This is a genomic window from Variovorax sp. LjRoot130, from assembly GCF_964253755.1.
GTDB lineage: Bacteria > Pseudomonadota > Gammaproteobacteria > Burkholderiales > Burkholderiaceae_C > Variovorax.
Window position 1 is genome coordinate 3,216,020 of sequence record NZ_CAXURM020000001.1, and the last position, 26,013, is coordinate 3,242,032.

At 70.0% G+C, this 26,013-nt stretch carries 22 protein-coding genes; 5 read left to right on the forward strand and 17 right to left on the reverse strand.

Features of this window, described 5'->3' with window-relative positions:
- Positions 1–9 precede the first annotated feature (9 nt).
- The 5 genes from ACSQ86_RS15995 to ACSQ86_RS16015 are packed head-to-tail and all read left to right on the forward strand — an operon-like array spanning position 10 to position 5,163.
- Complete coding sequence (locus tag ACSQ86_RS15995) at positions 10–1,119, forward strand: acyl-CoA dehydrogenase family protein (RefSeq protein WP_436304275.1); 1,110 nt, start codon at positions 10–12, stop codon at positions 1,117–1,119.
- Positions 1,116–1,922: a crotonase/enoyl-CoA hydratase family protein gene (locus ACSQ86_RS16000; RefSeq protein WP_436295492.1), complete on the forward strand. Its 807-nt coding sequence runs from the start codon at positions 1,116–1,118 to the stop codon at positions 1,920–1,922. The genes ACSQ86_RS15995 and ACSQ86_RS16000 overlap by 4 nt, the downstream gene beginning before the upstream one ends.
- 5 nt (positions 1,923–1,927) lie before the next feature.
- Positions 1,928–2,770 carry an SDR family oxidoreductase gene (locus tag ACSQ86_RS16005; RefSeq protein WP_436304277.1) on the forward strand — a complete coding sequence of 281 codons (843 nt, stop codon included), beginning with the start codon at positions 1,928–1,930 and terminating at the stop codon, positions 2,768–2,770.
- 12 nt (positions 2,771–2,782) lie between these two features.
- Positions 2,783–3,577 (forward strand): SDR family NAD(P)-dependent oxidoreductase, encoded by a 795-nt coding sequence (locus ACSQ86_RS16010; RefSeq protein ID WP_436295494.1) that lies wholly within the window; start codon positions 2,783–2,785, stop codon positions 3,575–3,577.
- The gene (locus ACSQ86_RS16015; RefSeq protein WP_436309111.1) at positions 3,577–5,163 is read left to right on the forward strand and encodes an AMP-binding protein; all 1,587 of its coding nucleotides are present in this window, start codon (positions 3,577–3,579) and stop codon (positions 5,161–5,163) included. The genes ACSQ86_RS16010 and ACSQ86_RS16015 overlap by 1 nt, the downstream gene beginning before the upstream one ends.
- A 19-nt stretch (positions 5,164–5,182) precedes the next feature.
- On the opposite strand, the gene ACSQ86_RS16020 is transcribed toward ACSQ86_RS16015, so the two are convergent.
- The 17 genes from ACSQ86_RS16020 to ACSQ86_RS16100 all read right to left on the reverse strand — a co-directional run bounded on the left by ACSQ86_RS16020 (position 5,183) and on the right by ACSQ86_RS16100 (position 26,008).
- Complete coding sequence (locus ACSQ86_RS16020) at positions 5,183–6,661, reverse strand: MFS transporter (protein ID WP_436304279.1); 1,479 nt, start codon at positions 6,659–6,661, stop codon at positions 5,183–5,185.
- A complete protein-coding gene (locus ACSQ86_RS16025; protein WP_436309112.1) occupies positions 6,658–9,093 on the reverse strand; it encodes an efflux RND transporter permease subunit in 2,436 nt (811 codons plus the stop codon). Before ACSQ86_RS16025 ends, ACSQ86_RS16020 begins: the two co-directional genes overlap by 4 nt.
- A gap of 19 nt (positions 9,094–9,112) precedes the next feature.
- Positions 9,113–10,210 (reverse strand): YCF48-related protein, encoded by a 1,098-nt coding sequence (locus ACSQ86_RS16030; protein WP_436309113.1) that lies wholly within the window; start codon positions 10,208–10,210, stop codon positions 9,113–9,115.
- A 45-nt stretch (positions 10,211–10,255) separates the two neighbouring features.
- The gene (locus ACSQ86_RS16035; protein ID WP_436295499.1) at positions 10,256–11,617 is read right to left on the reverse strand and encodes a DUF1329 domain-containing protein; all 1,362 of its coding nucleotides are present in this window, start codon (positions 11,615–11,617) and stop codon (positions 10,256–10,258) included.
- A gap of 20 nt (positions 11,618–11,637) precedes the next feature.
- Positions 11,638–13,344 carry a DUF1302 domain-containing protein gene (locus ACSQ86_RS16040; protein ID WP_436295500.1) on the reverse strand — a complete coding sequence of 569 codons (1,707 nt, stop codon included), beginning with the start codon at positions 13,342–13,344 and terminating at the stop codon, positions 11,638–11,640.
- Positions 13,345–13,483: 139 nt separating this feature from the next.
- Positions 13,484–14,959 carry an MFS transporter gene (locus ACSQ86_RS16045; protein WP_436295501.1) on the reverse strand — a complete coding sequence of 492 codons (1,476 nt, stop codon included), beginning with the start codon at positions 14,957–14,959 and terminating at the stop codon, positions 13,484–13,486.
- An 81-nt stretch (positions 14,960–15,040) separates the two neighbouring features.
- Positions 15,041–15,784, reverse strand: coding sequence for a MarR family transcriptional regulator (locus ACSQ86_RS16050; RefSeq protein WP_436309114.1), 744 nt, complete (start codon positions 15,782–15,784; stop codon positions 15,041–15,043).
- Between the two features lie 57 nt (positions 15,785–15,841).
- The gene (locus ACSQ86_RS16055; RefSeq protein ID WP_436295503.1) at positions 15,842–17,242 is read right to left on the reverse strand and encodes an acyl-CoA reductase; all 1,401 of its coding nucleotides are present in this window, start codon (positions 17,240–17,242) and stop codon (positions 15,842–15,844) included.
- On the reverse strand, positions 17,239–18,594 hold the full coding sequence (locus tag ACSQ86_RS16060) for a hypothetical protein (RefSeq protein ID WP_436295504.1): 1,356 nt from the start codon (positions 18,592–18,594) through the stop codon (positions 17,239–17,241). The genes ACSQ86_RS16055 and ACSQ86_RS16060 overlap by 4 nt, the downstream gene beginning before the upstream one ends.
- A 10-nt stretch (positions 18,595–18,604) precedes the next feature.
- Positions 18,605–19,444, reverse strand: a complete 840-nt coding sequence (locus ACSQ86_RS16065; RefSeq protein WP_436309115.1) for an oxidoreductase — start codon at positions 19,442–19,444, stop codon at positions 18,605–18,607.
- 215 nt (positions 19,445–19,659) lie between these two features.
- Positions 19,660–20,481 carry an enoyl-CoA hydratase/isomerase family protein gene (locus ACSQ86_RS16070; RefSeq protein WP_436309116.1) on the reverse strand — a complete coding sequence of 274 codons (822 nt, stop codon included), beginning with the start codon at positions 20,479–20,481 and terminating at the stop codon, positions 19,660–19,662.
- A gap of 35 nt (positions 20,482–20,516) precedes the next feature.
- A complete protein-coding gene (locus tag ACSQ86_RS16075; RefSeq protein WP_093103531.1) occupies positions 20,517–21,311 on the reverse strand; it encodes an enoyl-CoA hydratase/isomerase family protein in 795 nt (264 codons plus the stop codon).
- A 91-nt stretch (positions 21,312–21,402) separates the two neighbouring features.
- Entirely contained in the window at positions 21,403–22,233 is an 831-nt protein-coding gene (locus tag ACSQ86_RS16080) for an enoyl-CoA hydratase (protein WP_436309117.1), read from the reverse strand.
- The gene (locus tag ACSQ86_RS16085; protein WP_436295651.1) at positions 22,233–23,414 is read right to left on the reverse strand and encodes an NADH:flavin oxidoreductase; all 1,182 of its coding nucleotides are present in this window, start codon (positions 23,412–23,414) and stop codon (positions 22,233–22,235) included. Before ACSQ86_RS16085 ends, ACSQ86_RS16080 begins: the two co-directional genes overlap by 1 nt.
- A 9-nt stretch (positions 23,415–23,423) precedes the next feature.
- On the reverse strand, positions 23,424–24,401 hold the full coding sequence (locus tag ACSQ86_RS16090; RefSeq protein ID WP_436295650.1) for an NAD(P)H-dependent flavin oxidoreductase: 978 nt from the start codon (positions 24,399–24,401) through the stop codon (positions 23,424–23,426).
- 3 nt (positions 24,402–24,404) lie between these two features.
- Positions 24,405–25,625, reverse strand: coding sequence for an amidohydrolase family protein (locus tag ACSQ86_RS16095; protein ID WP_093103536.1), 1,221 nt, complete (start codon positions 25,623–25,625; stop codon positions 24,405–24,407).
- A gap of 62 nt (positions 25,626–25,687) precedes the next feature.
- The gene (locus ACSQ86_RS16100) at positions 25,688–26,008 is read right to left on the reverse strand and encodes a 2Fe-2S iron-sulfur cluster-binding protein (RefSeq protein WP_436304291.1); all 321 of its coding nucleotides are present in this window, start codon (positions 26,006–26,008) and stop codon (positions 25,688–25,690) included.
- Positions 26,009–26,013: the final 5 nt, after the last annotated feature.

A 26,013-nucleotide genomic window follows, 5' to 3' on the forward strand; every position in this document is an offset into this window, starting at 1 on the left:
AGCCCCACCATGGACTTCACGCTGAACGAAGAGCAGCAGATGCTCGCCGACACGATGGCGCGCTTCGTGCAGAACGAATACGGCTTCGAGGCGCGCCGCAGGCGCCTGGCCGAGGGTCCGAGCGGTGCGCTGGCGCGGCAGATGGCCGAGCTCGGCCTGTTCGCGCTGAACGTGCCCGAGGCTTTCGGCGGCATCGGCGCCGGCGCGGTCGAGACCCTGATCGTGATGGAAGGCCTCGGCCGCGGCCTCGTGATCGAGCCCTATGTCGCCAGCGCCGTGATCGCGCCGCGCCTTCTCGCCGCCTTCGGCAGCGAGGCGCAGAAGGATCGTTTCCTCGGGCCGATCGCCGAGGGCCGGCTGCGCTTCGCGCTCGCCGCGCTCGAGCCGCAGGCGCGCTGGGACCTGGACAAGGTGCACGCGCGCGCGGTGCGCCGCGACGGCGGGTGGCAGCTCGACGGCGCGAAGGCCGTGGTGCCGCACGGCGACAGCGCCGACTGGCTGATCGTCACTGCCGACACCGGCCAGGGCCTGGCGCTGATGCTGGTCGACGCCAGGGCATCCGGCGTCGCGATCGACGGCTACACGACCATCGACGGCCAGCGCGCCGCCGAGATCCGCCTCCAGGGCGCCGCAGTCGACGACGCCTGCGTGATCGGCGAGCCCGGCCAGGGCCTGGAACTGGCCGACTGGGCGACCGACCAGGGCCTGGCGGCACTCGCCGCCGAGGCGGTTGGCGCGATGGCGAAGCTCACCGAGCTGAGCTGCGAACACCTCTCGACGCGCAGGCAGTTCGGCGTGCCGATCGGCAGCTTCCAGGCGCTGCAGCATCGCGCCGCGGACATGCGCATCGCCGTGGAGCAGGCGCGCGCGTTGGCGCTGATGGCCGCGGCACACGTCGAGTCGCCGGAGCGCGCGTTGCGCCGCCGTGCTGCCTCGGCGGCGAAGGCGATGGCCGGACGCTCCGGGCGCTACGTCGGCCAGCAGGCCACCCAGCTTCATGGCGGCATGGGCATGACCGACGAGCTGGCCTCAGGCCACTATTTCAAACGACTGACCGCGATCGACATGACCTGGGGCAACTCGGAACACCACGTCGAACGCTACGGAGAACTGCTGTGACCGAAGCTGCCACCGAACGCCACCCCGAGGGCCGGATCGTCGTCGAGCGGCGCGGGCCGATCCTGCTGATGGGCGTGGACCGCGTCGAGAAGCGCAACGGCTTCACGCCGCGCATGTTCCGCGAGCTCGGCGAGGCCTACACGCTGCTGGAGAACGCGCCGGACCTGTTCGTCGGCCTGCTGTATGCGAAGGGAGACCATTTCAGCGGCGGCGTAGACCTGCCGCTGATGGCCGAGTACCGCAAGGCCGGCTCGCCCTACGTGCCGCTGAACCTGGTCGACCCGGGCCAGCTGCGCGAGCCCTATCGCACGAAGCCGGTGGTCGCGGCGATGCAGGGCATCTGCTTCACCATCGCGATCGAGTTGATGCTCGCCGCCGATGTCGTGTTCGCCGCCGACAACTGCCGCTTCTCGCAACTCGAGGTGAAGCGCGGCATCATGCCCGGCTACGGCGGCTCCTTCCGCTTCATCGAACGCGCCGGCTGGGGCAACGCGATGAAGTGGCTATTGACCGGCGACGAGTTCGACAGCGCCGAGGCGCTGCGGCTCGGCCTGGTGCAGGAAGTCGTGCCCGCCGGCGAGCAGTTCGAGCGCGCCCTCGCCTATGCGCAGCGCGTGGCCGAACAGGCGCCGCTCGCGGTGCAGTCCACGATCGAGAACGCGCGCCTGGCGCTCGGGCAGGGCTGGATGCACGCGGCGACGCATGCCACCGCGAAGAACACCTTCCTGTACGGCACCGAGGACGCCGCCGAGGGCCGCAAGTCCTTCGCCGAGAAGCGCACGGCAAAGTTCGTCGGCAGGTGAGCACCATGTTTCGCAACGACCTGCTCGCGGGCAAGAAGATCCTCATCACCGGCGGCGGCACCGGGCTCGGCAAGAGCATCGGGCGCCACTATCTCGAACTCGGCGCGCACCTGGTGATCTGCGGCCGTCGGCTCCAGGTGCTCGACGCCACCGCCGAAGAGTTCCGCGCCGAGCTGCCCGGTGCGCGCGTCGACACGCTCACTTGCGACGTGCGCGATGCCGAACAGGTCGAGGCGATGATGGAGCACATCTGGCAGAGCGGTGCGCTCGACGTGCTGGTCAACAACGCCGCGGCCAACTTCATTGCGCGCAGCGAGCGGCTCTCGGCGCGCGCCGTCGACGCGGTGCTCGGCATCGTGCTGCACGGCAGCTTCTACTGCACGATCGCCGCTGGCCGGCGCTGGATCGAGGCCGGCCACCCGGGCAACGTGATCAGCACCGTCTCGGCGCCGGTGATCACCGGCCAGGCCTTCACCGCGCCGTCGGCGGCGGCCAAGGCCGGCGTGCTCGCGATGACGCGCAGCCTCGCGGTCGAATGGGGCCCCCAGGGCATCCGCCTGAATTGCGTGGCGCCGGGGCTGTTCCCGACACCCGGTGCCTGGGAGCAGCTCTTTCCGCCCGGCAGCCAGGTCGAAGCGCAGGAGCGCGGCGTGCCGCTGCGGCGTCTCGGCGAGCACCGCGAGCTGTGCGACCTGTATGCCTACCTCGCGGCCGACGGCTCGGGCTACATGACCGGCGACCTGATCGTCATGGATGGCGGGCGCTGGATGCAGGGCGCCGGCGGCCCGACCTTCCGCGCAATGCAGGACTGGAACGACGCGCAATGGGAAGCGATGCGCAAGAAATGAAAAGGAAGCAACATGTCTGACTCCACCCTCGCCGCAGGCCCGCTGAGCCTCGCCGGCAAGACCGCCGTCGTCACCGGGGCCGGCAGCGGCATCGGCCAGGCGATCGCCGAGCTGTTCGCGCGCGCCGGTGCCAAGGTTGTCGTCGCCGACATCCAGGCCGACGGCGCCGAAACCACCGCAGCGGGCATCCGCGCGGCCGGCGGCCAAGCCATCGCGGCGACGGCCGACGTGTCGCAGGACACGCAGGTCGCCGCGATGCTCGACCGCGCGATCGCCGAGTTCGGCAGCCTCGACGTGCTCGTCAACAACGCGGGGATCTTTCCGAAGAAGCCCTTCCTCGAGGTCGACGCCGCGTTCTGGGACAAGCTGCACGCGGTGAACCTGCGCGGCACCTTCCTGTGCCTGCGCGAAGCGATCAGGCGCATGCAGGCGCAGGGGAACGGCGGCGCGATCGTCAACATCTCGTCGGTGTCGTCGATGCAGGCGGTCGTTTATCACAACGCCACCTACAACGCGTCGAAGGCCGGCGTGAACAGCCTCACCAAGACCACCGCGCTGGAGTTCGCCGCCGACGGCATCCGCGTCAACGCCGTGCTGCCCGGCGGCACGCTGACGCCCGGCGCCAAGGCCGCCAGCAGCGATGGCGTCGACATAAAAGGGCCGATCATGGGGCCGGGCCGCATCCCGCTCGGCAAGATGGGCGACCCGGAAGATATCGCGATGGCGGCGCTGTTCTTCGCCAGTCCGGCGTCGCGGCTGGTCACCGGCCAACTGCTCGCGGTGGACGGCGGCTTCCAGGTGAGCTAGTGCCTCCTGAAGCGCCGCTGCCGCAGGTGCCGCTCAGCCGCCTGCTGGCACGCGCCGTGATGGCGCGGCCGCTGACGCGCCTGCACTTCTACACCGAGGCGGGTCACATCGCGATGACGACCTCCGGCCTGCTGCAGGCCGGCCGCCGGCTCGCCCGCGGATTGCGCGCGATCGGGCTGAAGGCCGGCGACGCGATCGCGGTGCAGATGCCGACCCGGCACGAGACCGCGGTGCTGTACCTCGCCGCATTCGAGATCGGTGCGGTGCTGGTGCCGATCGTGCACATCTATGGGCCGGCCGAGGTCGGCTTCATCTTGCGCCAGTCGCGCGCACGCCTGCTTGCGGTGCCAGAGCGATGGCGCGGCATCGATTTCCTGGAACGCGTGGAGGCGCTCGGCGCGCTGCCCGACCTGGAACAGGTGCTGGTGCTCGGCGAGCGGGCGCCGCGCGGCGGCATCACCTGGCAGGCGCTGCAGCAGGCCGCCGAAGCCGATGCCTCGACAGCTGCCGCCGAGTACATCGCGCCGCAGGACACCTGCCTGCTCCTGTACACCTCCGGCACCACTGCCGCGCCCAAGGGCGTGAAGCACACGCACCAGACGGTCGGCGCCGAGTGGCAGATCCCGTTCATCGACGACGCCCCCGCCACCGCCGCGCAGCCCGGCGGCAACGGGCCCTACTTCACCCCCTTTCCGGCTGGCCACATCGCCGGCTTCAATTTCCTGCTGCGGCCCTTCGTCACCGCCACCGAGATGGTGTTCGTCGATCGCTGGGACGCGGCCGTCGCGGCCGAGCTGATCGAGCGCCACCGCGTGCGGCTGTCCGGCGGCACGCCGTTTCACCTGCAGGGCCTGCTCGATGCGGCGCGGCGCGCCGGCCGCGACCTGTCGTCGCTCGTCGCCTACGGGCTCGGCGGCACCGGCGTGACGCCCGACTATGTCGAGGCGGCCGCGCGCGCCGGCATCGCCGCGAGCCGCTCGTACGGCCTCACCGAGCACTCCACCGTCAGCCTCGGCTGGCGCGAGATGCCGCTCGCGCAGCGCGCCGGCACCGACGGCCGCCTGCAGCCCGGCAGCGAAGTGCGCATCGTCGACGACCGGGAGCGCGAGCTTGCGCACGGCCAGGAGGGCGAGATCCTGACACGCGGACCCGAGCTCTTCGTCGGCTACACCGACGCGTCGCTCGACGCGCATGCCCGCAGCGCCGACGGCTGGTTCCGCACCGGCGACATCGGCCGGCTGGACGCCGCGAACTGCCTGACGATCACCGACCGCAAGAAGGACATCGTGATCCGCGGCGGCGAGAACATCTCGTCGCAGGAGGTCGAGCGCGTGCTGGCCACGCACCCTTCGGTGCGCGATGCCGCCGTGGTGGCGCAGCCCGACGCGCGCTACGGCGAGAAGGTGTGCGCCTTCGTCGTGCTCGCCGATGGCGCCTCGCTGGACCTGGACGCAGTACGGCGCCATTTCGCGGCCGCCCGCGTCGCGCGCCAGAAGACGCCCGAGGGCTTGCACGTCGTCGGCGAGCTGCCGCGGACCGCGTCGGGGAAGGTACGCAAGGACGAGTTGCGGGAGCGGCTGCGCTGAGCCGGGGCAAGGCCCCCGATCAGGCGCCGCGCCGTGCCGACACGCCGATGCCGGCAGCGCCCTGCGCGGCCGCATGCGCCGGCCGCGCCGGCCGCGGCGGCAGCGCCCAGGCGACCAGCGCGCACAGGAGGCACGCACCCGTGATCGCCGTCATCGTCCAGAGGTAGGCGTCGGCGCTCGGATAGGCCGCATGCGGCTGCGTCTCGCCGCGCACCACCGCCAGCGCGAGCAGCACGCTGGCGGCCTGCGTGCCGATCGCGGTGCCGAGCGTGCGCACCACCTGCGACAAGCCGACGAACTCGCTGGTGCGCTCGGCGGGCACCACCTCCACCAGCAGGTTCGGCACCGCCGACATCAGCATCGCCCCGCCGAGCGAGGCCAGCATCACCCACCCCACGAGCATCCAGGCGGTGGAGTGCAGCGCGGTCAGCCCGATCCAGCCGGCCAGGATCATCAGGCTGCCGAGCCGCGCAGCGCTGCGGGCGCCGTTCCGCGCCGCGAGGTGGCCGCCCCACGGCGCGCCGAACAGGCCCATGAAGTTCGACGGCAGCTTCAGCAGGCCGGCCATCGTCGCGCTCAGGCCCAGGCCGATGCCGGTCCACGGCGGCTGCTGCGCGAGGCCCATCAGCACCAGCATGGTCTGCGAAGTGCCGAGCCCGAACAGGAACATCAGGCCGATCGGCAGGCCGACCTCGCGCGTCGCGATGCGGCGCACGTCGATCATCGGCTGCGGGTGCCGCCACTCGTGGCGCCACCACGCGGCCAGCAGCAGCACGCCGCCGGCCAGCGCGGCCAGCGTCGCGACGTCGCCGAGCCCGTGCGCCCTCAGCCGCGACACGGCCCACAGCAGCGCGGCCACCGCAGGGGCGTAGAGCATGCCGCCGATCCAGTCGATCCGCGCGCCGCCAGCGGCGGCCGCCGACGCCGGCACCCAGCGCGCGACCAGCACCATCGCCACGATGCCGTGCACCGCGCCGAACCAGAACATGGTGCGCCAGCCGGCGTGGTCGACCAGCAGCCCGCCGAGCAGCAGCCCGGCGCCGGCGCTGAAGGTCGCCATCGCGGTGAGCCAGCCGACCGCCACCGGCACGCGCTCGGCCTGCAGGCGCTCGCGCACGATGCCGATGGCCAGCGGCAGCAAGGCCGCCGACATTCCCTGCAGCGCGCGGCCGCAGATCAATCCCGGCAGCCCGCTCGACAGGGCGCTGACCAGCGATCCGCACGCCGAGCACGCCAGCATCGCGAGCACCAGGCGCTTGCGCCCGAACAGGTCGCCCAGCCGCGACGACAGGCCCGCCGAGACCGATCCGACCAGCAGGTAGGCAGTGATGAGCCAGCCCACGCCGGCCGGATCGCCGAAGTCGCGCATCAGCGTCGGCAGGGCCGCGTAGATCATGCTGACCTCGAACGAGCTGATGATCTCCGCGAACACCAGCGCAACGACGATCGAATGGCCGCGGCCGGCGCCGCCGACGGGCAGCGCCCCCGATGAGCTCACGCGTGCGCCGCGGTGGCCGCGGGCAAGACGGTCGTGCCCCGCTGCTTCACATCGCGCAGCAGGAAGTGCGACAGCGCCGGAATCAGCACCAGCGCGCCGATCATGTTCCACAGGAACATGAAGGTCAGCAGGATGCCCATGTCGGCCTGGAACTTGATCGGCGACCAGGCCCAGGTCACGACGCCGGCGGCCATCGTCACGCCGATCAGCGCGACGACCTTGCCGGTGAATTCGAGCGAGTGCTTGTAGGCCTCGCGCAGGCTGCCGCCGCGGCGCTGCACCGCGAGCTGCACCGACAGCAGGTACAGCGCATAGTCGACGCCGACGCCCACGCCGAGCGCGATGACCGGCAGCGTCGCGACCTTCACGCCGATGCCCATCAACACCATGATCGCCTCGCACAGGATCGACGTGATCATGAGCGGCACCAGCGCCACCACCACCGCGCGCCACGAGCGGAAGGTGATGAAGCACAGCAGGGTCACCGCGATGTAGAGCACCACGTGCATGATGTAGAACGACTGGCGAACGACGATGTTGGTCACCGCCTCGATGCCGGCCGGGCCGGCCGCGGGCAGGAACTCCGCGCCGGGCCGGCTGTGCGTCGCTGCGAAGCCCTCCACCGCCTTCAGCACGCGGTCGAGCGTGTCGGCGCGGTGGTCGCTCAGGTAGGCCGTGACGGCGAACAGCGAGCAGTTCGGGTTCATCGCGTCCGGGTTGTCCTGGATCACGCGGTTGGCCGCCGGGCCGAGGATGCGCGGGTCTCGCGCCAGCGTGTTCCACTTGAAATAGCCCTCGCTCGACGCGGCGACCCCGCGCTTGGTCTGCTCGGCGAAGGAGGTCACCGCCTTCACGCCCTGCACATGCTCGAGCTCCCAGCCGAGGCGTTCGGCCTCGACCAGGCCCTCGTAGCGGTCGCACGCACTCTTCGGCGTCTTCACGATGACCGCGAACTGGTCGCTCGACAGGCCGTAGTGGCGCGCGATGTAGGCGTTGTCGAGGTTGTAGCGCGAATCGCGGCGCAGCTCCGGCGCGCCTTCGTCGAGGTCGCCGATCTTCAGCCCCGTGCGCAGGCTCAGCGCGCCGGCCCCCAGCAGCGCCGCCGCCACGATCGCGACGAGCGCGAAGCGCCGCTCCGTCAGCCGCTCCAGCGCGGTCCACACGCGGCCCATCGCGGAGCGCCCGGTCTGCTCGGCCGCGTCGGCATTCAACGAGCGCTGCGCGGCCTTGGGGCTGACGCCGGTGTATGACAGCAGCACCGGAATCAGCACCAGCTTCGTGAAGATCAGCCCGGTGACGCCGATGCTGGTCATCACCGCCAGGTCGCGGATCACCGGGATGTCGATGATGATCAGCACCATGAAGCCGACCACGTTGGTCAGCAGCGCCGTCAGGCCGGCCAGGAACAGGCGGCGGAAGGTGTAGCGCGCGGCGACGTACTTGTGCGTGCCGCGCCCCACGTCCTGCATGATGCCGTTCATCTTCTGCGCGCCGTGCGACAGGCCTATCGCGAACAGCAGGAAGGGCACCAGGATCGAATACGGATCGAGCTCGTAGCCGAGGATCTGCAGCAGGCCCATCAGCCACATCACGCCGACCACCGCGGTGACGACCAGCACCACGGTGCTGCGCAGGCAGCGGGTGTAGAGGAACACGAACAGCGCCGCGATCGCGACCGAGATCGCGAAGTAGGAGATCACCGTCGCGAGGCCCTCGATCAGGTCGCCGACGAGCTTGCCGAAGCCGACGATGTAGACGCGGAACTTGCCCGTGCCCTTGGCGCGCACCTGCTCCTCAAGGGCGCGCGACAGCTTCAGGTAGTTGATCGGCTCGCCGCTGTCGGCATAGCGGTCCAGCAGCGGCACGACGATCATCGACGAACGCTGGTCGTCGCTGATGATGCGGCCGGCTGCGCCCGAGCGTGCGATGTTGGCCTTCAGCGCCTCTATCTTGGCCGGCGAGCCGTCGAAGCGCTCGGGCATCACCGGGCCGCCGCGCATGCCCTCCTCCGTCACCTCGCCCCATCGCAGCACCGGCGTCCACAGGGACTTGAGCCACGGCCGGTCGACGCCCGGCATGATGTAAAGCGCATCGTTGATCGACGCGAGGAACTTCAGGTACTCGGGGTCGTAGATGTCGCCCTGCGTGTTCTCGACCACCACCCGAAGCTGGTTGCCCAGCCCGCGCAGCTCGGTCTTGTTGTCGAGGTAGTTCTGGATGTACGGATGCGAGCGCGGGATCATCCGCTCGAAGTTGGCGTTGATCGTCAGCTGCGTGGAGCGCCAGCCGAGAAACATCGACACCAGCGCGAAGACGACGAGGATCACGCGGCGATGGTTGAAGATGAGCCGTTCGAGCGCATTGCCGGAGCGCGGGTCGAAGCGGGAGGGGTCCGGGATGACCTGGAAGGTCTCGTTGCTGCCGATGTTCATCGCTTTAGGGTCTGTTGAATCACCTCGCCGCCGGCGCCATCGCCAGCCGCTGAACGCCCAACGGTCCGGCGACGAGCAGCCAGTCCGCTTCCATCGAGACCACATCGAAAGCCGCGCCCAGGCCGGGCATCGGCGCCATCGGCGCAAAGCTGTCGCCGAGCGCGGCGCCGATCAGCAGCTCGCCCGCCTGCGTCGCCAGCACCAAGCGGCCGTCGGGCAGGAGCACGCCACTGTTGAGGGCCGCGTGGGTGCCGGTGGCCAGCGGCTTCCAGCTCGCGCCTGCGTCGGTCGAGCGCCAGGCGGTGCCGCGCAGGCCGAGCGCGACGATCGCGTCCTTCGAGGCCGCCATGCCGAACCAGGTGCCGGGATATGGCGTCTGGATGCGCACGAAGCGTCCGGCCGCCGCGTCCAGGCGCATGACCAAGCCGAGCTCGCCGACGATCACCACCTGGTCGCCGGCCTGGCGGATGGCATGCAGCGAGTAGCCGTCGCGGTTGTCGGTCCGGTCGAGCCACGGCTCCCAGGTCGCGCCACCGTCGGCCGTGTGCAGGATCAGGTTGAACTGGCCGACCACCCAGCCTTCGCGCTCGTCGCGAAAGTGCACCGCGAGGAAGGGCCGGGTCGGCCCCTCCTCGGCCATGCGCTTCGCGTCGTCGCGCGCCCGTGCGAGCGCCGGATCGCCGGCCGCGCCATTCTTCTCGTAGTACGAGACCATCAGCGCTCCGAGGCTGCGGCCGTCGAGCACGCGGCGCCAGTTCAGCCCGCCGTCGGTGCTGCGCAGCACCACGCCGTCGTGGCCCACCGCCCAGCCCTGCGTCGAGGACGGAAACTGCACCGCGAGCAGGTCGGTGCTGACCGGCGCCGGACGCTGCTCCCAGGTCCTGCCGCGGTCCGCGGAGCGCAGGATGTGGCCGCGCGGGCCGACCGCGACGACATGCTCGGCATCGACCACCGCCAGCGCATAGGCCGGCGCGCGAAGCGAACGCGGCGTCATGCGCGCCGGCGCATCGAGCGGATCGACGAAAGCAGCGGGTGCGGGCGGCCCGGCCGCCGCGGCGACCACGATCGACGCCCAAAGGCAGGCCGCGATCGTCGCGAGGGCTCTCAGCTGCGGCATGGCACGAGCGGAGGACAAGGCACCCTGGGCCACTCTCGCGTGCACTCAGCGCTGGGTCCGGCGTGCCAGGCCTTCGGGGCTGTAGAACGCGTCGGCATCGACCGTGTCGATGTCCACGAACAGGCCCTTGTAGCCCCCGAGGATCGAGGAGTTGTACCAGGCCCCGGTGCCGAAGTCGAAGTAGAAGGTGCCGCCCTGCACCATTGCCTGCTTGTCGTAGGCCCAGACCGTCGGATTCAGGATGCCGCGCGAGAGCTTGCCGGTGGCATCCCAGGCGTCGACCACCACCGCGCCGGGGATGTCCTCGTCGAGATAGAAGCGGCGCTTGGCGGCCACGTGGCGCGCACCGGGCTTGAGCGTGGCGTCGATCACGGTGACGCGGTGCAGCTCCCAGCGCATCGCGTCCGGGTTCGGGTGCCCCTTCATCAGGACGTCGTCGGGCTTGGAGGCCAGGTACTTGTAGGCGTTGTACGGGATCAGCATCTCCTTGGTGCCGGCCAGCTTCCAATCGAAGCGATCGAGCCGGCCCGAGAACGCGTAGATCTCGTCGTACAGCATGGCCCCGGCGGCCGTGGCGACCGGAAAGTCGTAGCTCGCGTCCGGCGACAGCCGCACGCGGCGCTGGCCCGGCGTGTAGGCCCAGGTCTTGTCGGGCTGCGCCACCGGATTGATGAACTTGCGCTGCAGGTTGCCTTCACCGGTGATCCGCGCCGGTGCGGTGTAGATGTTGTTGTTCATGAGGTACTGGCCGCCCTTGGCGTAGAACTCCTCGGCGCTCAGCTTCGGGTTGAAGTAGTCGTTCTGGTTGCGGTTGTTCACCTCGGCCGTCATGACCTTGTTGCCGCCGCCATCCACGTACCAGGCCTGGCCGTAGGTCCACGAAGACGCGCCCTTGTTCGTCAGTATCAGGTTCCACATCCCCTCCTGCCCGGTCTTGGGAGCCGGGAAGGGCATGCCGCCGAAGCAGCCGGTCACCGCTTCGCCGTCCTCGATCGCCTTGCAGCGGCCGGCGGCGTTCTTGCGGGTGTTCTCGACGTACCAAGCCGAGTAGTTGGCCGGCCGGCGTGTCGGGTAGACATCGATGCGGAAGCTCGGGTAGCGCTTCAGCAGTTCCTTCGTCGCCTCGGAGAGCTTGTCGGCGTGCTGCGCCATGTTGGCCGCGGTCACGGTGTAGAGCGGCTTGTCGGCGGCATAGGGGTCGACCCAGAAGCCCGAGTCCTTCTTGAAGCCCGGCGGACTGGTGCTGGCCGGAAGGCCGCCGTCCCAGGCCGGAATGCTGCCGTCCTTGCTGGCCGCCTTCAAGGCGCCCCAGGGCAGGCGATCGCCGTCCTCGGCGTTGGCTGCGGGAACGAAGCTCCCGCCGATGCCGAGGCACAGCGCGGCGGTTGCAATGTGTCGAATGTTCATCTCGATTCCTTCCAAAGTGCTCAGAACGCGGTCTGGTAGGTGAAGCTCACGTAGTTGCGATCGCGGAAGTTCGCCAGGCCGGAGGCGAAGAACGGCGCTGCGCCCGGGCCGGTGGCAAGGTTGCCGGTCTTGCCCCCGCGTGCGGTGTAGGCCAGGTCGAACTGGTGCTTGTACTTGCCGGCCAGGTACTCGATCCGGATGCCCGGACGGATCAGCCACGACCCCTTGGGCGTGACGCCGGCGCCGACTGCGGCGGCATTGCCCGACAGGCCGTAGGTCACGAACAAGGGCGCCGAGATGTCGACGCTCGGGAAGACCTGCTGCCACGTCGGCGTGAACGACAAGGCGATGCTGGCGGCGTTGCGCGTCGAGCAGCCGCGCAGCACCAGGTTGTTGGTGCAGGCGGGGTTGCCGCCCTCGCCGTTGTAGAGATTCGCGCCGCTGGTGATCTTCTGCAGGTGCATGGCATCGAACTGCAGCGCGATCGAACCCGAGTCGAAGAGCGCGTTCTTGTTGATGGTGGAAACGCCGCTCATCAGGAAGTGGACCGTGTTGCCGCGCGGGCCTTCCATTCCGGGGTCGTTGATGAGGCCGGGGAAGGTGCCGAACGCGAAACCGCTGCGCACGTTCAACGGCATCTTGCGTCGGTAGTTCAGTTCGATACCGGTGCCCCAACCGCCGAGCAAGGTGTTGTAGGTCAGGCCGATCAGCTCGATGTCCTTCGCGTAGACGGCACGGCCGATGCGCGAGCCGTTGGGACCGACCGCGATCTGGCTCAGCCAGCTCGGTGTCTTGTCGTCGAAGCGGCGCAGCCAGAGGCCGAAAGCGTCGCCCTCGAGCTTCTCCGGCGACCACTTCAGGCCCAGCGCCACATCGCCCTTGTCGCCCTGGAACGACTCGCCGCGCCGCACGGCCGGGTTGGAAATGAACGGCGGGCCTTCGAGCGCGGTGTCGTTGACCTGCCAGAAAGTGCCGCCTTCGGAAATGCGCGAGGAGCGGAATTCAGCCGTGTACTGGCCCATCAGCGAGAACTGGTTGTTGAGCTGCCAGGTGGCGCCGACCTGGCCGATCGGCAATGCCGTTTCCTTGGCCGAGGCACCCGGGCTCAGGTCCGACTTGCGGCCGTCGTTGGGCGCCATCGAGTAGGACACGCTGCCGCCGTTGCCGAACAGGAATTCGCCGGGCAGCCAGGCGAAGCGGCCGGCCTTCAGGTTCAGCGAGGTGCCGCCGATGTCGAGGTTGCCCCAGGCGAAGGCATCCATGAACTCGGCGGACGGGCCCTTGTAATAGCGGTCGATGTAGGGCGTGAACTCGTTCCGCGCATAGTTCGGAACGGTCGCGAAGCGCGGGTCGCTGCGGCTCCTGTCGGGGAAATTGTTGTCGTACCAGCCTGCCGCGCTGAGGCGCAAGCCCATGTTCTTCTTATAGTTCAGGTCGAACTCGGTGTAGACATCGAAGCGCGACAGTGCCGTGTCGTTCTTGCCGAACAGCCAGTTGCCCTCGTCCACCGCCGGCGAGTTGACGAGCCGGAGATCACGTTCGCCGGTACGCATCGCCGCGTTGTATCGCAGCGTGGTGTCGAGCGTCAGCTCCAGGTCGGGCGAGCCGGTGTCGATCTGGAAGGCGGCCGCAGGCGCGGCCATGGCCACTGCCGCGCTGATGCAGGCCGCCTTCAAGGCGCGTTCGCCGCGCGGAGTGCGGCGGCGAGTCCCTCGGTCTTTGTTCATCGAGTCTCCAGTTTTGTACGAATGGGGAACCGGCCGGGCCGGCGTGTCGCGCCGCCTTGCGTTGGACGTTGCGTCATGCCAATACTCGAACAGTGTTCATATCGTTGCACAGGACCACTGGCACGTCAACCAACGACTATCAGTAGTTACCCGGTGATCCCGATCGGCCCGGCACCTGCAACGGCAACGGCAACGGCGCCCCCGCGCGGTGTCGGCGCGGCAAGGCCATGGCGAGCAGCACGCCGGCGCCGGCGCAGGCGATGACGAAGGCGAAGGTGAGCAGATAGGCGCCCGGGCTTGGATGCGTACCGGAGCCCCGGGTCGCATCGGTCACCGTCGAGCTGGCCAGCAGCAAGGTCGCGAGCTGCGTGCCGATCGCGGTGCCCACGGTGCGCACGACGTGCGACATGCCGTTGATCTCGCTGGTGCGATCGGGTGGCGCGACCTCGACGATCAGGTTCGGGATCGCCGCATAGAGGATCGAGCCGCCGAGGGTGATCAGGAACGCGACCGCGACCAGCAGCCACACGGCGTCGTGATGCAGCAGCACGGCCACCCAGCCGGCGCAGATGACGGCGCTGCCGATCAGCGCCGCGCGCCGCGCGCCATGCCGGGCCGCGACATGCCCGCTCCAGGGCGCTCCGAACAGTCCCGCAACGCTGGCGGGCACCTTGATCAACGCGGCCAGCGTGGCCGTGAGGCCGAGGCCGATGCCGGTCCACGCCGGCTGCTGCGCGAGCAGCAGGATCACGAGCATCAGTTGCGCCGTGCCGAGGCCGAACAGCGCCATCAGTCCCATCGCCAGCCCGGTCTGGCGTTCGGCGAAGCGGCGCACGTCGATCATGGGCTGCGGGTGGCGCCATTCGTGGCGCACCCAGACCGCGATCGCTAGCAGGCCGGCCGCGATCAGCCCGAGCGTGACCGGATCGGCCGGCCCGCTGCCCTTCATGCGCGTGACGGCCCACAGCAGCAGCGCGACGCCGGGCGCGAAGAGCACGCCGCCGAGCAGGTCGAGGCGCCCCACCACGGCACGCCGCACCGAGGGCGGCAGCAGCCACGCGACCGCCACGATCGACAGCGCCGTCTGGGCGACCGAGAACCAGAAGATCCAGCGCCAGCCGGCATGATCGACCAGCCAGCCCCCGAGCAGGATGCCCGCGCCGGCCGTGAAGCTCGCCATCGCCGCGACCCAGCCGATGCCCACCGGCACGCGCTCCTTCGGCAGGTGCTCGCGGACCAGCCCGATGGTGAGCGGCAGCAGCGCCGCCGACATGCCCTGCACCGCGCGCCCGGCGATCAGCCACGGCAGGCTGGTGGCGAAGGCACCGATCAACGAGCCGGCCATCGCGAACACCAGCGTGAGGATCAGCAGCCTGCGCCGGCCGTACAGATCGCCCAGACGCGAGCTCAAGCCGGCCGAGACCGCGCCGACGAGCAGGAAGGCCGTGATCAGCCAGCCGACGCCGACCGGATCGCCGAACTCGCGCATCAGCGTGGCCAGGGCGCCGTACATCATGCCGACCTCGAAGGAGCTGTTCACCTCGGCGAACACCAGCACGGCGAGGATCAGCAGCCAGCGGCGGTTCTCGGCTGGCTTTGGGGGATCGAGCTTCACGAATGTCTCCTCGCGCCCCGTCTCCGGGGCCCTTGTCACCTGCTTCCGGCAACCGTCGCAGAAAGCGATGGATCGGAAGGTCTAAGCCGGCCCGTCGAAGGGGCCCTCGACGCCGCCCTCCAACTGCTGCAGCAGGCGCCTCAGGCTGTTCGACAGCCCCCGGCGCTCGTCTTCCGGCAACGCCCGCACCGCCTTGAAGACCGGTGCCGGGTGCGTCATCAAGCGGTCCAGCGTCTGGTCACCGCGCGCCGTCATGCGGACCATCTGCCCGCGCCGGTCGAGCGGGTTGTCGACCCGTTCCACCAGTCCGCACGCGACCAGCCGGTCGAGCCGCTTCTTCAGGCCCGGCAGCGAGATCCACAGCCGCTCCTTCAGCCCGGTGGGCGTGCTCTCGAAGGGCGGCCCCGTGCGTCGCAGCGCGCCCAGCACCATCACCTCGCCGGAATTCAGTCCTTGCGCAGCGGCCAGCGACGCGATGCTGCGCTCGATGTGATGCCCGAGGCGCGTCAGCCGCGCCAGGACCGCGAACACCTGGGGATCGACCTGCGGCCAGGCACGGCGCCAGCTCTCCAGGTTGGGCTGCACGACGTCGTCGTCCTCCGCCGCCGGCGCCACGGGCGCCAACGCCGGCGCCAGGCCCAGCGGCGCCGCGATGCGCGCGAGCACCGAAAGCTGCAGGTCGTCGGCCCGTTCGGCGCGCACGATCTGCGGCTGATGCACGCCCGCGCGCCGCGCCAGCTCGCGTTGCGACCAGCCCGCCGCGGTGCGCTTCTGCTTCAGCAACTCGGCCCATGAGGATCTGCTCCAGGTGTTTGGTTCGGTCATCGGTATGCCTGCTCGTTGATATCTTTCACGATATCAGCGAAGGCCCCGCGCGACCGCTCAGCCTTCGTCGTTGACCCAGCGCACGAAGCGGTTCAGCGGCAGGAAGCCGTCGTGCGAGATGCCCGCCTCGAAGGCCACCGCCTTGCCGAGCTCGACGATGCGCTGCACGCCGGCCGCAGCGAGCGCATCGCGCAACTCGGCCTTGCGCTCGGGCGGGTAGACGCCGACGGTCTGCGTCGCGACGTTGGCGCAGCCCACCGCCGAGGTGAGGCTCGTCACCGGCACGACGTTGACGACGCGGCCGTCCGGATGAAAGTCGACCTGCTCTTCCGAGCGGATCACGAGCCCGCGGCCCTCGTAGCCGCCCCAGACGCGGTAATGCGGCTCCATGCCGCGCAGGCCGTCGATCTCGTCGCGCAGCTCGGCCGACAGCGGGCTGCCGAGCGCCGAGCAGGTCTCGCGCTGCACGCCCAGCCGCGCCTGCAGCAGCGCGCAATAGCGATCGACCTCCTGGACCGACCCTTCGACGAACTGCACCCGGCTCGACGCGCAGGCCTGCTGGTTCATGATCGTCGCGTCGGTCGCGGCGCGCTCGGCCACCTCGGCCAGCACGGCGTCGGAAGCGAAGGCCTCGCGGCCGATCAGCGAGATCGAGGTCTTCGGATCGAAGGCCACCAGCTCGAAGCCCGGGCCGATGTATTGCTTGACGCTGCGGATCGTGCTCTCGCCGCCCCAGGCCACCACCTTGTCGAAGAACTGCGGCCGGAACAACAGGCTCTCGACCTGGGCGTCGCCGCCGCGCCAGTAGGCGGCCGAGAACGAGCGCACCAGCGGATGGCCGGGCGCGACCGCCGCCATCGTGCGCAGGATCGCGGTGGCCGTGAAGAGATCGTTGGAAGGCAGCTTGATCAGGTGCACGCCCTTCGTCAGCGCGCCCCGCACCACCGACATCGCGGCCACGCCCGGCGCGTTGCCGGCAATCACGTGGATCAGCCGCGGCGGGAACGCGCGCATCCGGTGGGTGCGCCCGCTCGGCGCGCCGGCGATGACGCGCCAGCCGTCCAGCACGTCGGTGCCGCCGAGTTCCTGCTCGACCTGGAACAGCATGCTGCGGCGGTCGAACACGCGGCCGAGCCCGGCATAGGAGCGCTGCAGCACGTCGCGCGGCAGCGGGCTCGTCCGCATGCTGAACTCGAGCGCCTCGGCGAGCAGCCCGTCGGGGTCGTGCTTCAGCCGCTCGCCGGTCGCCACGAGCAGGTCGATGATCTCGGCCAGCGGCGTGTCGAAGGCGGGGCCGGGTTCGCGGCGCGTCCACACCAGCGCGTTCAGGTCCAGCGCCGGGGTCGCGAAGCGCGCCTGCGGGCTGCCGTACTCGCGGGCCGCTCCGGTGACGACGCTGCCCTGCACGACGTGGCAGACCGGGACCGCGGCACTCGCCATGGTGGTGGTCGTGTTCATGCAGCGATCGCTCCCCGGACATAGGCGTCGATGGTGCCGGCACAGCCGATGTGGTCGTCCTCGCCCGGCTGCGCGAAGCGCGTGATGTTGTCGAACAGCGTCGGCCCGCGGCGGCCGCAAGGGCAGCGCGGCTTCAGGTCGGCGCTCACCTTGTCGCCGGTGATGAGCCCGCCCCAGCGCCCTTCGTAGAGCAGATCGAGGAATGCGAAGCGGCCCTCGACCACGCCATCCTCGCCGTCCTGCGCCGTCAACAGGCGCTCGCCATCGCGATCGACGATCAGCCAGATCAGCGCCGGCGCGCGGTGGTAGCGCCCGGCCTCGCAGCGCGGCATCACCTGCGCGAGCTCGGTCATGCCGTAGTTGCCCGGGCGCACGACCTGGCCGAAGAAGCGGTCGACCTGCTCCTTGTAATCCGGCGGCAAGGGCACGCCCTTGATGCCGCCGCCGGCGTTGACCACGGTGTCGGGATGGAACGCGCCGTCGCCGATGCCGCGTTCGCGTGCGCGGGCGATGAGCGCCATGTACTGCGCCCACATGCCCGAGATCAGCATCGGCTCCGCGCGGCGGTCGAGGATCGTGTCGAGCAGCTTCAGCAAGCCCTCGCGCCCTTCGGCGCCCTTGCGGGCGGCCTCCTGCTCGAAGGCGGCGATCTCGTCGGGCGTCGCGCTGCCGTCGGCCATCTTCTTGCGCATGGCCGCCATCCGGCTGACATCGGCGATCCGCAGCGGCTGGTCAGTCAGCGCGAAGGTCTGCCCCGGCTTGCCGAAGTTCTCGAAGTTGAACTGGGCGGCCTCGGTCGCGCTGCTCGTGCCCCTGGACGGGCCGAGCCAGAATACCGTGCGATCCGCATTCGCGCGCACGTAAGGCCAGCCGACCGAGTACTTGAAGTGGCGCCTCTTCAGGTCGTTGTCGCCCACCGTGTGATTCAGGAACGAGCACTTGCCAGACGAACCGCTGGTCGCAAGCACCCGGTGGCCGGCCTCCCACAGGCGCGCGAGCCAGTCGTCGACGTCCTTCACGTCGTCGACGTCCACGCCGGTGGTGTCGGCCACCGACAGCGTGTTCAGCCACTGCAGCATGCGGCCCCACTGCCCCTTCTCGACGAAGGACGGCGGGTAGGACTTGTAGACGGTGTGCGCGAACAGCAGAGGAACCAGGTCCTCCAGCTTGCCGATGCGCTCGATGCCGGCGTCCTCGGCGCGGCGCGCGAGCAGCGAGATCTGCGCCTTGCGCTCCTCGAACAGCTCCTGCGCCGCCCGAAGCTGCAGTGCCTCGACGTCGGAAGTCGGCAGGTCGTAGGCGAGGTTCGGGTCGAGGATCATGTCGACCAGTTGCCGGCGGATCGGTGTCATGCTGCCCTCCTCACCGGCCTGGCTCGATGGCCGTGGCGACCGACACGCTCTCCCACTCGGCGAGCTGCTTCATCCTCGCTTCGTAGGCCCCGCGCAGCATGCCGACCGCGTCGGCACCGAGCACCAGCCGCAGCGGCGGCTGCGGCGCCTCCATCGCCTGGATGATCGCGGCCGCCGCCTTGGCCGGGTCGCCCGGCTCGTGGCCGTGGTAGTGGCCGATGTGGTCGCGCGCCTTGTGCGCAGGCGTGCCGGCGTAGGCGTCGATCCGGAGCGCCGCCTGGCGCTGCGAGCCGCCGGCGAACTGCGTGCGGAAGCCGCCCGGCTCGACGATCGTCACGCGAATGCCGAAGGGCGCCAGCTCGGTCGCCAACGCCTCGGTCGCGCCTTCCAGCGCGAACTTGGAGGCGGCATACAGGCCGCAGGCAGGAAAGCCGATCACGCCGGCAACCGACGCGACATTGAAGATGTGCCCGGCGCGCCGCTCGCGCAGGTGCGGCAGCAGCGCACGCACGACCGCGAGCGGGCCGAACAGGTTGGTGTCCATCACCTGGCGCCCTTCGGCATCGGATACTTCCTCGATCGCGCCGAACAGGCCGTAGCCGGCGTTGTTGACCAGCACGTCGATCGTGCCGGCGAGCTTCAGGGCTTTCTGCACGGCCGGTTCAACCGCCTCGATCCGCGTCACATCGAGCAGCAGCGCATGGGCGCGGCCGGGCGCGAGATGCTCGAAGCGATCGGCCTGCGCGGGCTGGCGCACAGTGCCCACGACGGTGTCGCCGCGCGCGAGCGCGGCCCGGGCGAGCTCGAGGCCGAAGCCGCTCGAGACGCCGGTAATGAGCCAATTTGCCATCTCAGGATCTCCTTCGATCGTTGCTGGCGAAGCGTTCGACTATGTTTACATCGTTCTGTTTTTTATTATCTTGGCGAATCTTCGATGGCGCCGCTTCCAGCCGCAACCGGGTTTACCCGAGCTTGATGACGTGTGTGTGGGTGGGGGGGGGCTCCGTGACAGGCCCGGATCTGCAGGCCCATTCCGCTTGATATGTTTATCAATATCAACCGAGCTCAGGCGCTGCCCGCGCCAGCGCGGGCGGAGAGCTCGTCGTGGATCTGTTTCGCAGCCGCGAGCCCGCCGTCGAAGTCCGCGGCGCGCACAGCGCATTCGACGACGTCGATGCAGCGCGAAGCGGCTTGGCTTGGCGCGGCTGCATCGGCCAGTCTGGCGCGACACGCGGCAATCGCCTCGGCGGCGCCGGTGCGCTCGAGCGGCCGGTGGCGCAGCAGCGCCGACGCCGGCGGCCGGCCCGGCTCCAGCGCCGCGGCGAACGCGCGGGCGGCAGCCAGCGGGTCGGCATCGCACAAGCGAGCGAACAAGGGCGTCTCGGCGTAGCGATCGGCGCGCACCGGCTCGGCCGCGAGGATCAGCGCGAGCGCGCGCCTCACGCCGACCGCACGCGGCAGGCGCTGCGACCCGCTCGGCGGCACGACGCCGTGCTTCAGCTCGGGCAGCGCGATGCGCGCGTCGCGCTGTGCGATGCGGTAGTGGCAAGCGAGCGCGAGCTCGAAGCCGCCGCCGATCGCGAAGCCGTGGATTGCCGCGATCACCGGCTTCGTGCACGCCTCGATGCGCGGAAACAGGTGGGCCGACAGGGCCGGCCACTGTCGCTGCAGCGGCGAGTGCAGCTCGGCATAGTCGCCGCCGGCCGAGAAGCCGCGGCCGGCGCCGCCAATCACGATCGCCCGCACCGAAGCATCGGCATCCGCCGCCTCCAGCGCCTGCCACAGCGCGAGCCGCATCGGGTGCGAGAGGCTGTTCACCGGCGCATGCTCGAGCACGAGCTGCAGCACGCCGCCGTCACGCAAATGCTCGGAGCGCACCCGGGTCATGGTCGCGGTCTTCAGTAAGTGACGAGATGTTCCAACTACCGGCCTTCGAAGCGCGGCGCGCGTTTCTCCAGGAACGCACGCACCGCCTCGGCATGGTCGGCACTGGCCATGGCCGCGGCCTGGAACTCCACCTCGCTGCGGATCGCCGCATCGAGACTGTCCACGCCTTGCGCCAGCGCGTTCTTCAGCAGCGCGTTCGCCACCGGCGGCAGCGCCGCGTATTCGTGCGCCACCGCAAGCGCTTGCGGCAGCGCCCCGCCGGACTCGGCGAGCTCGTTGGCCAGGCCGATCCGGTGCGCCTCGGCGCCGTCGAACACCCGCGCGAGGCCGAGGATCTCGCGGGCCTTCGCACGACCGACCCGGTGCTGCAGGCTCCACAGCGCGCCCATGTCCGGCATCAGGCCCACCTTGACGAACGCGGCACCGAACTTCGCGTCTCGCGCAGCGACTACATGGTCGGCGAGCGAGGCGATCGACAGGCCCGCGCCCATCGCCGAGCCCTCGACTGCCGCAACCACCGGCTTCGGCCCGAGTGCGATGAGCCGGATCAGCGCGCTCACCAGCTGCCAGCGCTCGCGGTTCTCGAGCAGCGTGCGCGCTTCCATCTCGCTGATGTCGCCGCCGGCGCAGAAGTGTCCGCCGGCGCCGGTGAGCACGATCGCGCGCACCTCGGCATCGGCCATTACCGCTTCGAGCCGTTCGCGAAGCTGGGTGCGCATCTGCAGGCAGTAGGCATTGCGGCGCGCCGGGAAGCGGAGCGTCAGCACCGCGACCGCGCCTTCGCGTGTCATCGGCACCATGTCAGCGGGGCGGTCGACGGGCTTGGTCATTGGCTAACCCCCCACGCTTGTCACTTCGTGTACTGCGCTGCCCCCCGAGGGGGCCTTCGCGCCTTCGGGCGGCCGGGAGGCGCTCATCGGGTCACCGCCCTTCGAAGCGCGGCTCGCGCTTCTGCTGGAAGGCCGCGAGCGCCTCCTTGCAGTCCTCGCTCAGGCGGCAGCGGATCATGTTGCGCGCCTCGAGGTCGAGCACCTGCTGCAGCGTCTGGTGCGCGGCGGCGTGGACGTTCTCCTTGACCGCCCGCCAGGCGAGCGCCGGCCCGTTCGCCAGCCGCAGTGCGAACGCGTCGGTCGCGGCATCGAGCTCGGCGTCGGGCAGGACGCGGTTGACCATGCCCAGCGCCAGCGCCTCGGCGGCGCCGACACGGTCGCAGAGCATGTAGATCTCCTTTGCCTTCGAGGGGCCGACGAGTTGCGTGAGGAAGTAGCTGCCGCCGTAGTCGCCCGGCGTGCCGATCTTCGCGAAGCTCGAGACGAAGAAGGCATTGTCGGCGGCGATGCGGAAATCGCACGCGAGGGCGAGCGAGAAGCCGAGCCCGGCCGCCGGCCCACGCAGCTTCGCGATCGTCGGCTTGCCCATGTCGTGCAGCAGGAACGAGGCTTCGGCGAGGCGCCGCAGGCGGTCGACCCGCGCCTCGTGCGCCTGCCAAAGCTCGGTCTGGCCGAACTCCTGCGCGATCGCGTCGTCCGGGTCCGGCGCGCCCATCGAGCGCACGTCGGCACCGGTGCAGAAGGCCGCGCCGGCGCCGGTCAGCACGACGACCTTCACGCGCGGATGGCGCGCTGCATCGACCAGCCGGCGCACCAGCAGGTTCTGCCCGGCGGTGTCGATCGCGTTCCTGACCTCGGGGCGGTCGATCGTCAGGGTCAGCACGCCGGCGTCGGCGAGCGCCCAGGTGATGGCCTCACTCATCAGTACAACTCCTTCATCCGCTGCTCGTCGAAGGCCGGCAACGCGTGCCCGTGACGCAGCTTCTCGGTCCATCTCGGTTCGTTCAAGAGCGCGCGACCGACCGCGACCAGATCGAACTCGGCGCGCTCGAATCGCTTCATCAGCAGCGCGACATTGTCTGACCCGCCGGCACGGCCGTCGCGCTTCGAATCGTAGAAGCCGCGGTCCAGCCCGATGCCGCCGATCGCCATCGCGAGCTTGCCGGTGAGCTTCCTGGCCCAGCCCGACAGGTTCAGCGGCGAGCCCTCGAACTCGGCGCGGTCGAAATAGCGCACGCTGCCGTCGAACACGTCGACGCCGGCATCGGCAATCGGGCCGAGCACCTCCTCGAGCTCCTGCGGCGTCGAAGCGAGGCGGGCCTTGAAATCCTGCTGCTTCCACTGCGAGAAGCGGAAGAAGATCGGCAACGACTCGCCCACCTCGCGCCGGATCGCGCGCACCACTTCGGCGGCGAAGCGCGCCCGGGCGCGCCGCTCGCCGCCCCAGGCGTCGCTGCGGCGATTCGTCTCGTCCCACAGAAAGGTGTCGATCAGGTAGCCGTGCGCACCGTGGATCGCGATGCCGTCGAAACCGGCCTCGCGCGCGTGACGGGCGCTGCGCGCGTAGGCATCGATCACGTCCTGGATCTCGCGCTCGGTCATTGGCCGTGTCGGCGCCTGCACGCGTTCGGCGTATGCCGGGTCGATCGAGGTCATGCGGCCCGCCGGGCCCCAGAGACCCGATGGACGCAGCGACGCGGCCTCCGGATGCGGGCCGGTCCCGGGTTCGCGCATCACGCCCTGGTGCCAGAGCTGCGGCACGATCCGGCCGCCGGCGGCATGCACCGCATCGACGACGCGCTTCCAGCCGGCGAGCGCCGCCTCGCCATGGAGATGCGGCAGGTTGCTTTCGCCGAGGCCCGCATCCCCGAGCGCCGCGGGATGATCGATGCCCACGCCCTCGGTGATCAGCAAGCCGGTGCCGCCCTCGGCACGGCGGCGGTAGTAGGCAGCGACGTCCTCGCCCGGCACGCCGCCGGGCGAGAAGTTGCGCGTCATCGGCGCCATCACGATGCGGTTGGCGAGCTGGAGGCCGCGGATCGCGATCGGTTCGAACAAGGGCGCGACATCGATGGGCGCGGATGGATCGGATGGATCGTTCATGGCCTGGGCCTAGGCGGCGCCCAGCAGCGCCGGCAGACGCTGCTCGATCGCGGCGCGCGCCTCCACCAGCATGCGCTCGACCAGCTCGGCGCAGCTGGGCAGATCGTCGATCAGGCCGACGCACTGGCCGATCGGCAGCGCCGCATCGTCCGCGGCGCCGCTTTCCATCGCCTGCATCCAGCGCGGCGCGCCGATCAGCGGCAGGAGGTCCCCGTGCGTCGTCGCCGGCTGCGCCTCGAGGGCGAGCGCTTCGGCGGCCGTGCGGTTCTTCAGCACGCGGATGCTGTCACCGAAGCGGCGGCCGACCAGCGTGGTGTCGGTTTCAGACGCGGCGAGCATGCGCGCCTTGACCTGCGGGTGCAGGGGCGACTCGCGCGTCAACAGGAAGCGCGTGCCCATGCAGACGCCCTCGGCGCCCAGCGCCAGGGCCGCGACCAGGCCGCGCCCGTCGGCAATGCCGCCGGCGGCCAGCACCGGGATCTTCAGCGCCCGCGCCGCGGCCGGGATCAGCACCAGGCCCGGCACGTCGTCAGCGCCCGGGTGGCCGGCGCATTCGAAGCCGTCGATGATCACCGCATCGACGCCGAGCGACTCGGCCTTCAGCGCATGGCGCACGCTGGTGGCCTTGTGCATCACCTTGACGCCGGCATCCTTCAGCGCATCGAGATACCGGGCCGGGCTGCCGCCGGCCGTCTCGACGACCGGAATGCGCTCTTCGCAGACCACCCGCACGTAGCCATCGACGTCAACGCCGCTGGCGCCCGGCAGCAGCGTCAGGTTGACGCCGAAGGGCCGATCGGTCATCGAACGGGTGCGCTCGATCTCGCGGCGCAGCGCCTCGGCATCCGGCTGCGTGTGCGCCGACAGGATGCCGAAGGCGCCGGCGTTCGAGACCGCGGAGACCAGCTCGGCGCGCGAGGCCCAGCGCATGCCGCTCTGCACGACGGGAAGCCGGCTGCCGAGCAGCGCACTCACCTTGGTCTTCATGCTTCACACCACCGGCGCGAGGAAGCGCCGGCCGTTGTCATGCATCACGCCCTGCGTCTGCTCGGCACCGAGCTGCTTGCAGGCCTCGTCGGCGAAGTCGCGCGGCGCCGGCACGCCTTCGGCATGCGGGTAGTCCGAGCCCATGATCATCCACTCGTGCGAACCGACCTGGTCGACGATCGTCTTCAGGTCGTCCTCCGGATAGGCCACCACGCTGACATGGCGCTGGAAGATCCGGCTCGGCCGCTCCTTCAGCTGCCCGCCCGGCCAGTAACCGTTCTTCGCCATGCCGCGGCACTTGTCCATCTTGATCAGCATGGTCGGCACCCACTCGGCGCCGTTCTCGGCCGACAGTACGCGCAGGTTGGGGAAGCGCGCGAAGAAGTTCCAGAAGATCAGCGACGAGATCGTCTCCACCACCGGCCGCTCGCTGTAGCCGTGCATCCAGACGAAGGCAGTCTGGCGCTGGCGCGACTGCTGCACCGGCTCGCCCCACACCGCCATGTGGTCCTTCATGTAGATCGCCTCCGACACGTGATAGACCACGCGGCAGTGCGCTTCGTTGAGGATGGACCAGAAGCGGTCGAAGTCAGGATGCGCCGGCGGCTTGCCGCCGAAGGGCCCCATCGGCATCAGGAACAGGCGCGTGCCGTTCCTGATGGCCCATTCGGCCTCGGCGCAGGCCGCATCCAGGTCGTCGAGCGAGACCAGCGGCGCGGAGTAGATGCGGTCCTTGTAGTTGAAGCCCCAGTCGTCGAGCATCCAGCGGTTGTAGGCATGCATCACCGCCGCCGCGGCCTTCGGCTCGTCGAGGTAGCTGATCGACGCGACCATGTTGCCGCAGTAGAGGAAGCAGCCTTCGACGCCGAACTCGTCCATCTTCGCGAGGCGGGCGTCGCGGGCATACATGTCTTCGGTCATCGGCACGCGCATGTCGACGTTCTCCTTGCCCTCCTTCTGCGCGCGCAGCCACTCGTGCAGCTTGCCCGGCGGCGGCACGCGGCCGTCCTCGGAGTAATAGCCGGCACTGATCTCGACCTTGCGCTGGCCCACGTACATCGCGTATTCGCCGTCGGCGCCGACCTTCCACTCGTAGCTCCAATCCTTCCTGAACTGTTCGGGCAGGTAGCGGCTGAAGGAATCGGGGGTTTCGTAGAGATGGGTGTCGCCGTCGAAGATCGGGCCCTTGAAGAGCGGTGCAGCAGAAGTGGTGGTGGTCGTCATCAGGTTCTCCGGGGATGGGATGCCACTCCGCGCGGTCGCGGCACGGCTCGAATTGGGGTGCTTCAGACTTGCGATGCGGGCAGGCGGATCACGAGGCCCTCGATCGCGGGCGTGACGCGCAACTGGCACGACAGGCGGCTCGTCTCGCGCTGCTCGAGCACGCACTCGAGCATGTCGCGCTCGGTGGATTCCGGCGGCGGCAGCCTGGACATCCAGATTTCGTCGACGTAGCAGTGACAGGTAGCGCAGCTGCAAGAGCCGCCGCAGTCGGCGAGGATGCCGGGCACCAGGGCGTCGATGGCGCCCTGCATGACCGACTGGCCGACTTCGGCGTCGACCTGGTGCTCGGCACCGGTGTGCTCGATGATCGTGAAACGGGGCACGGTGG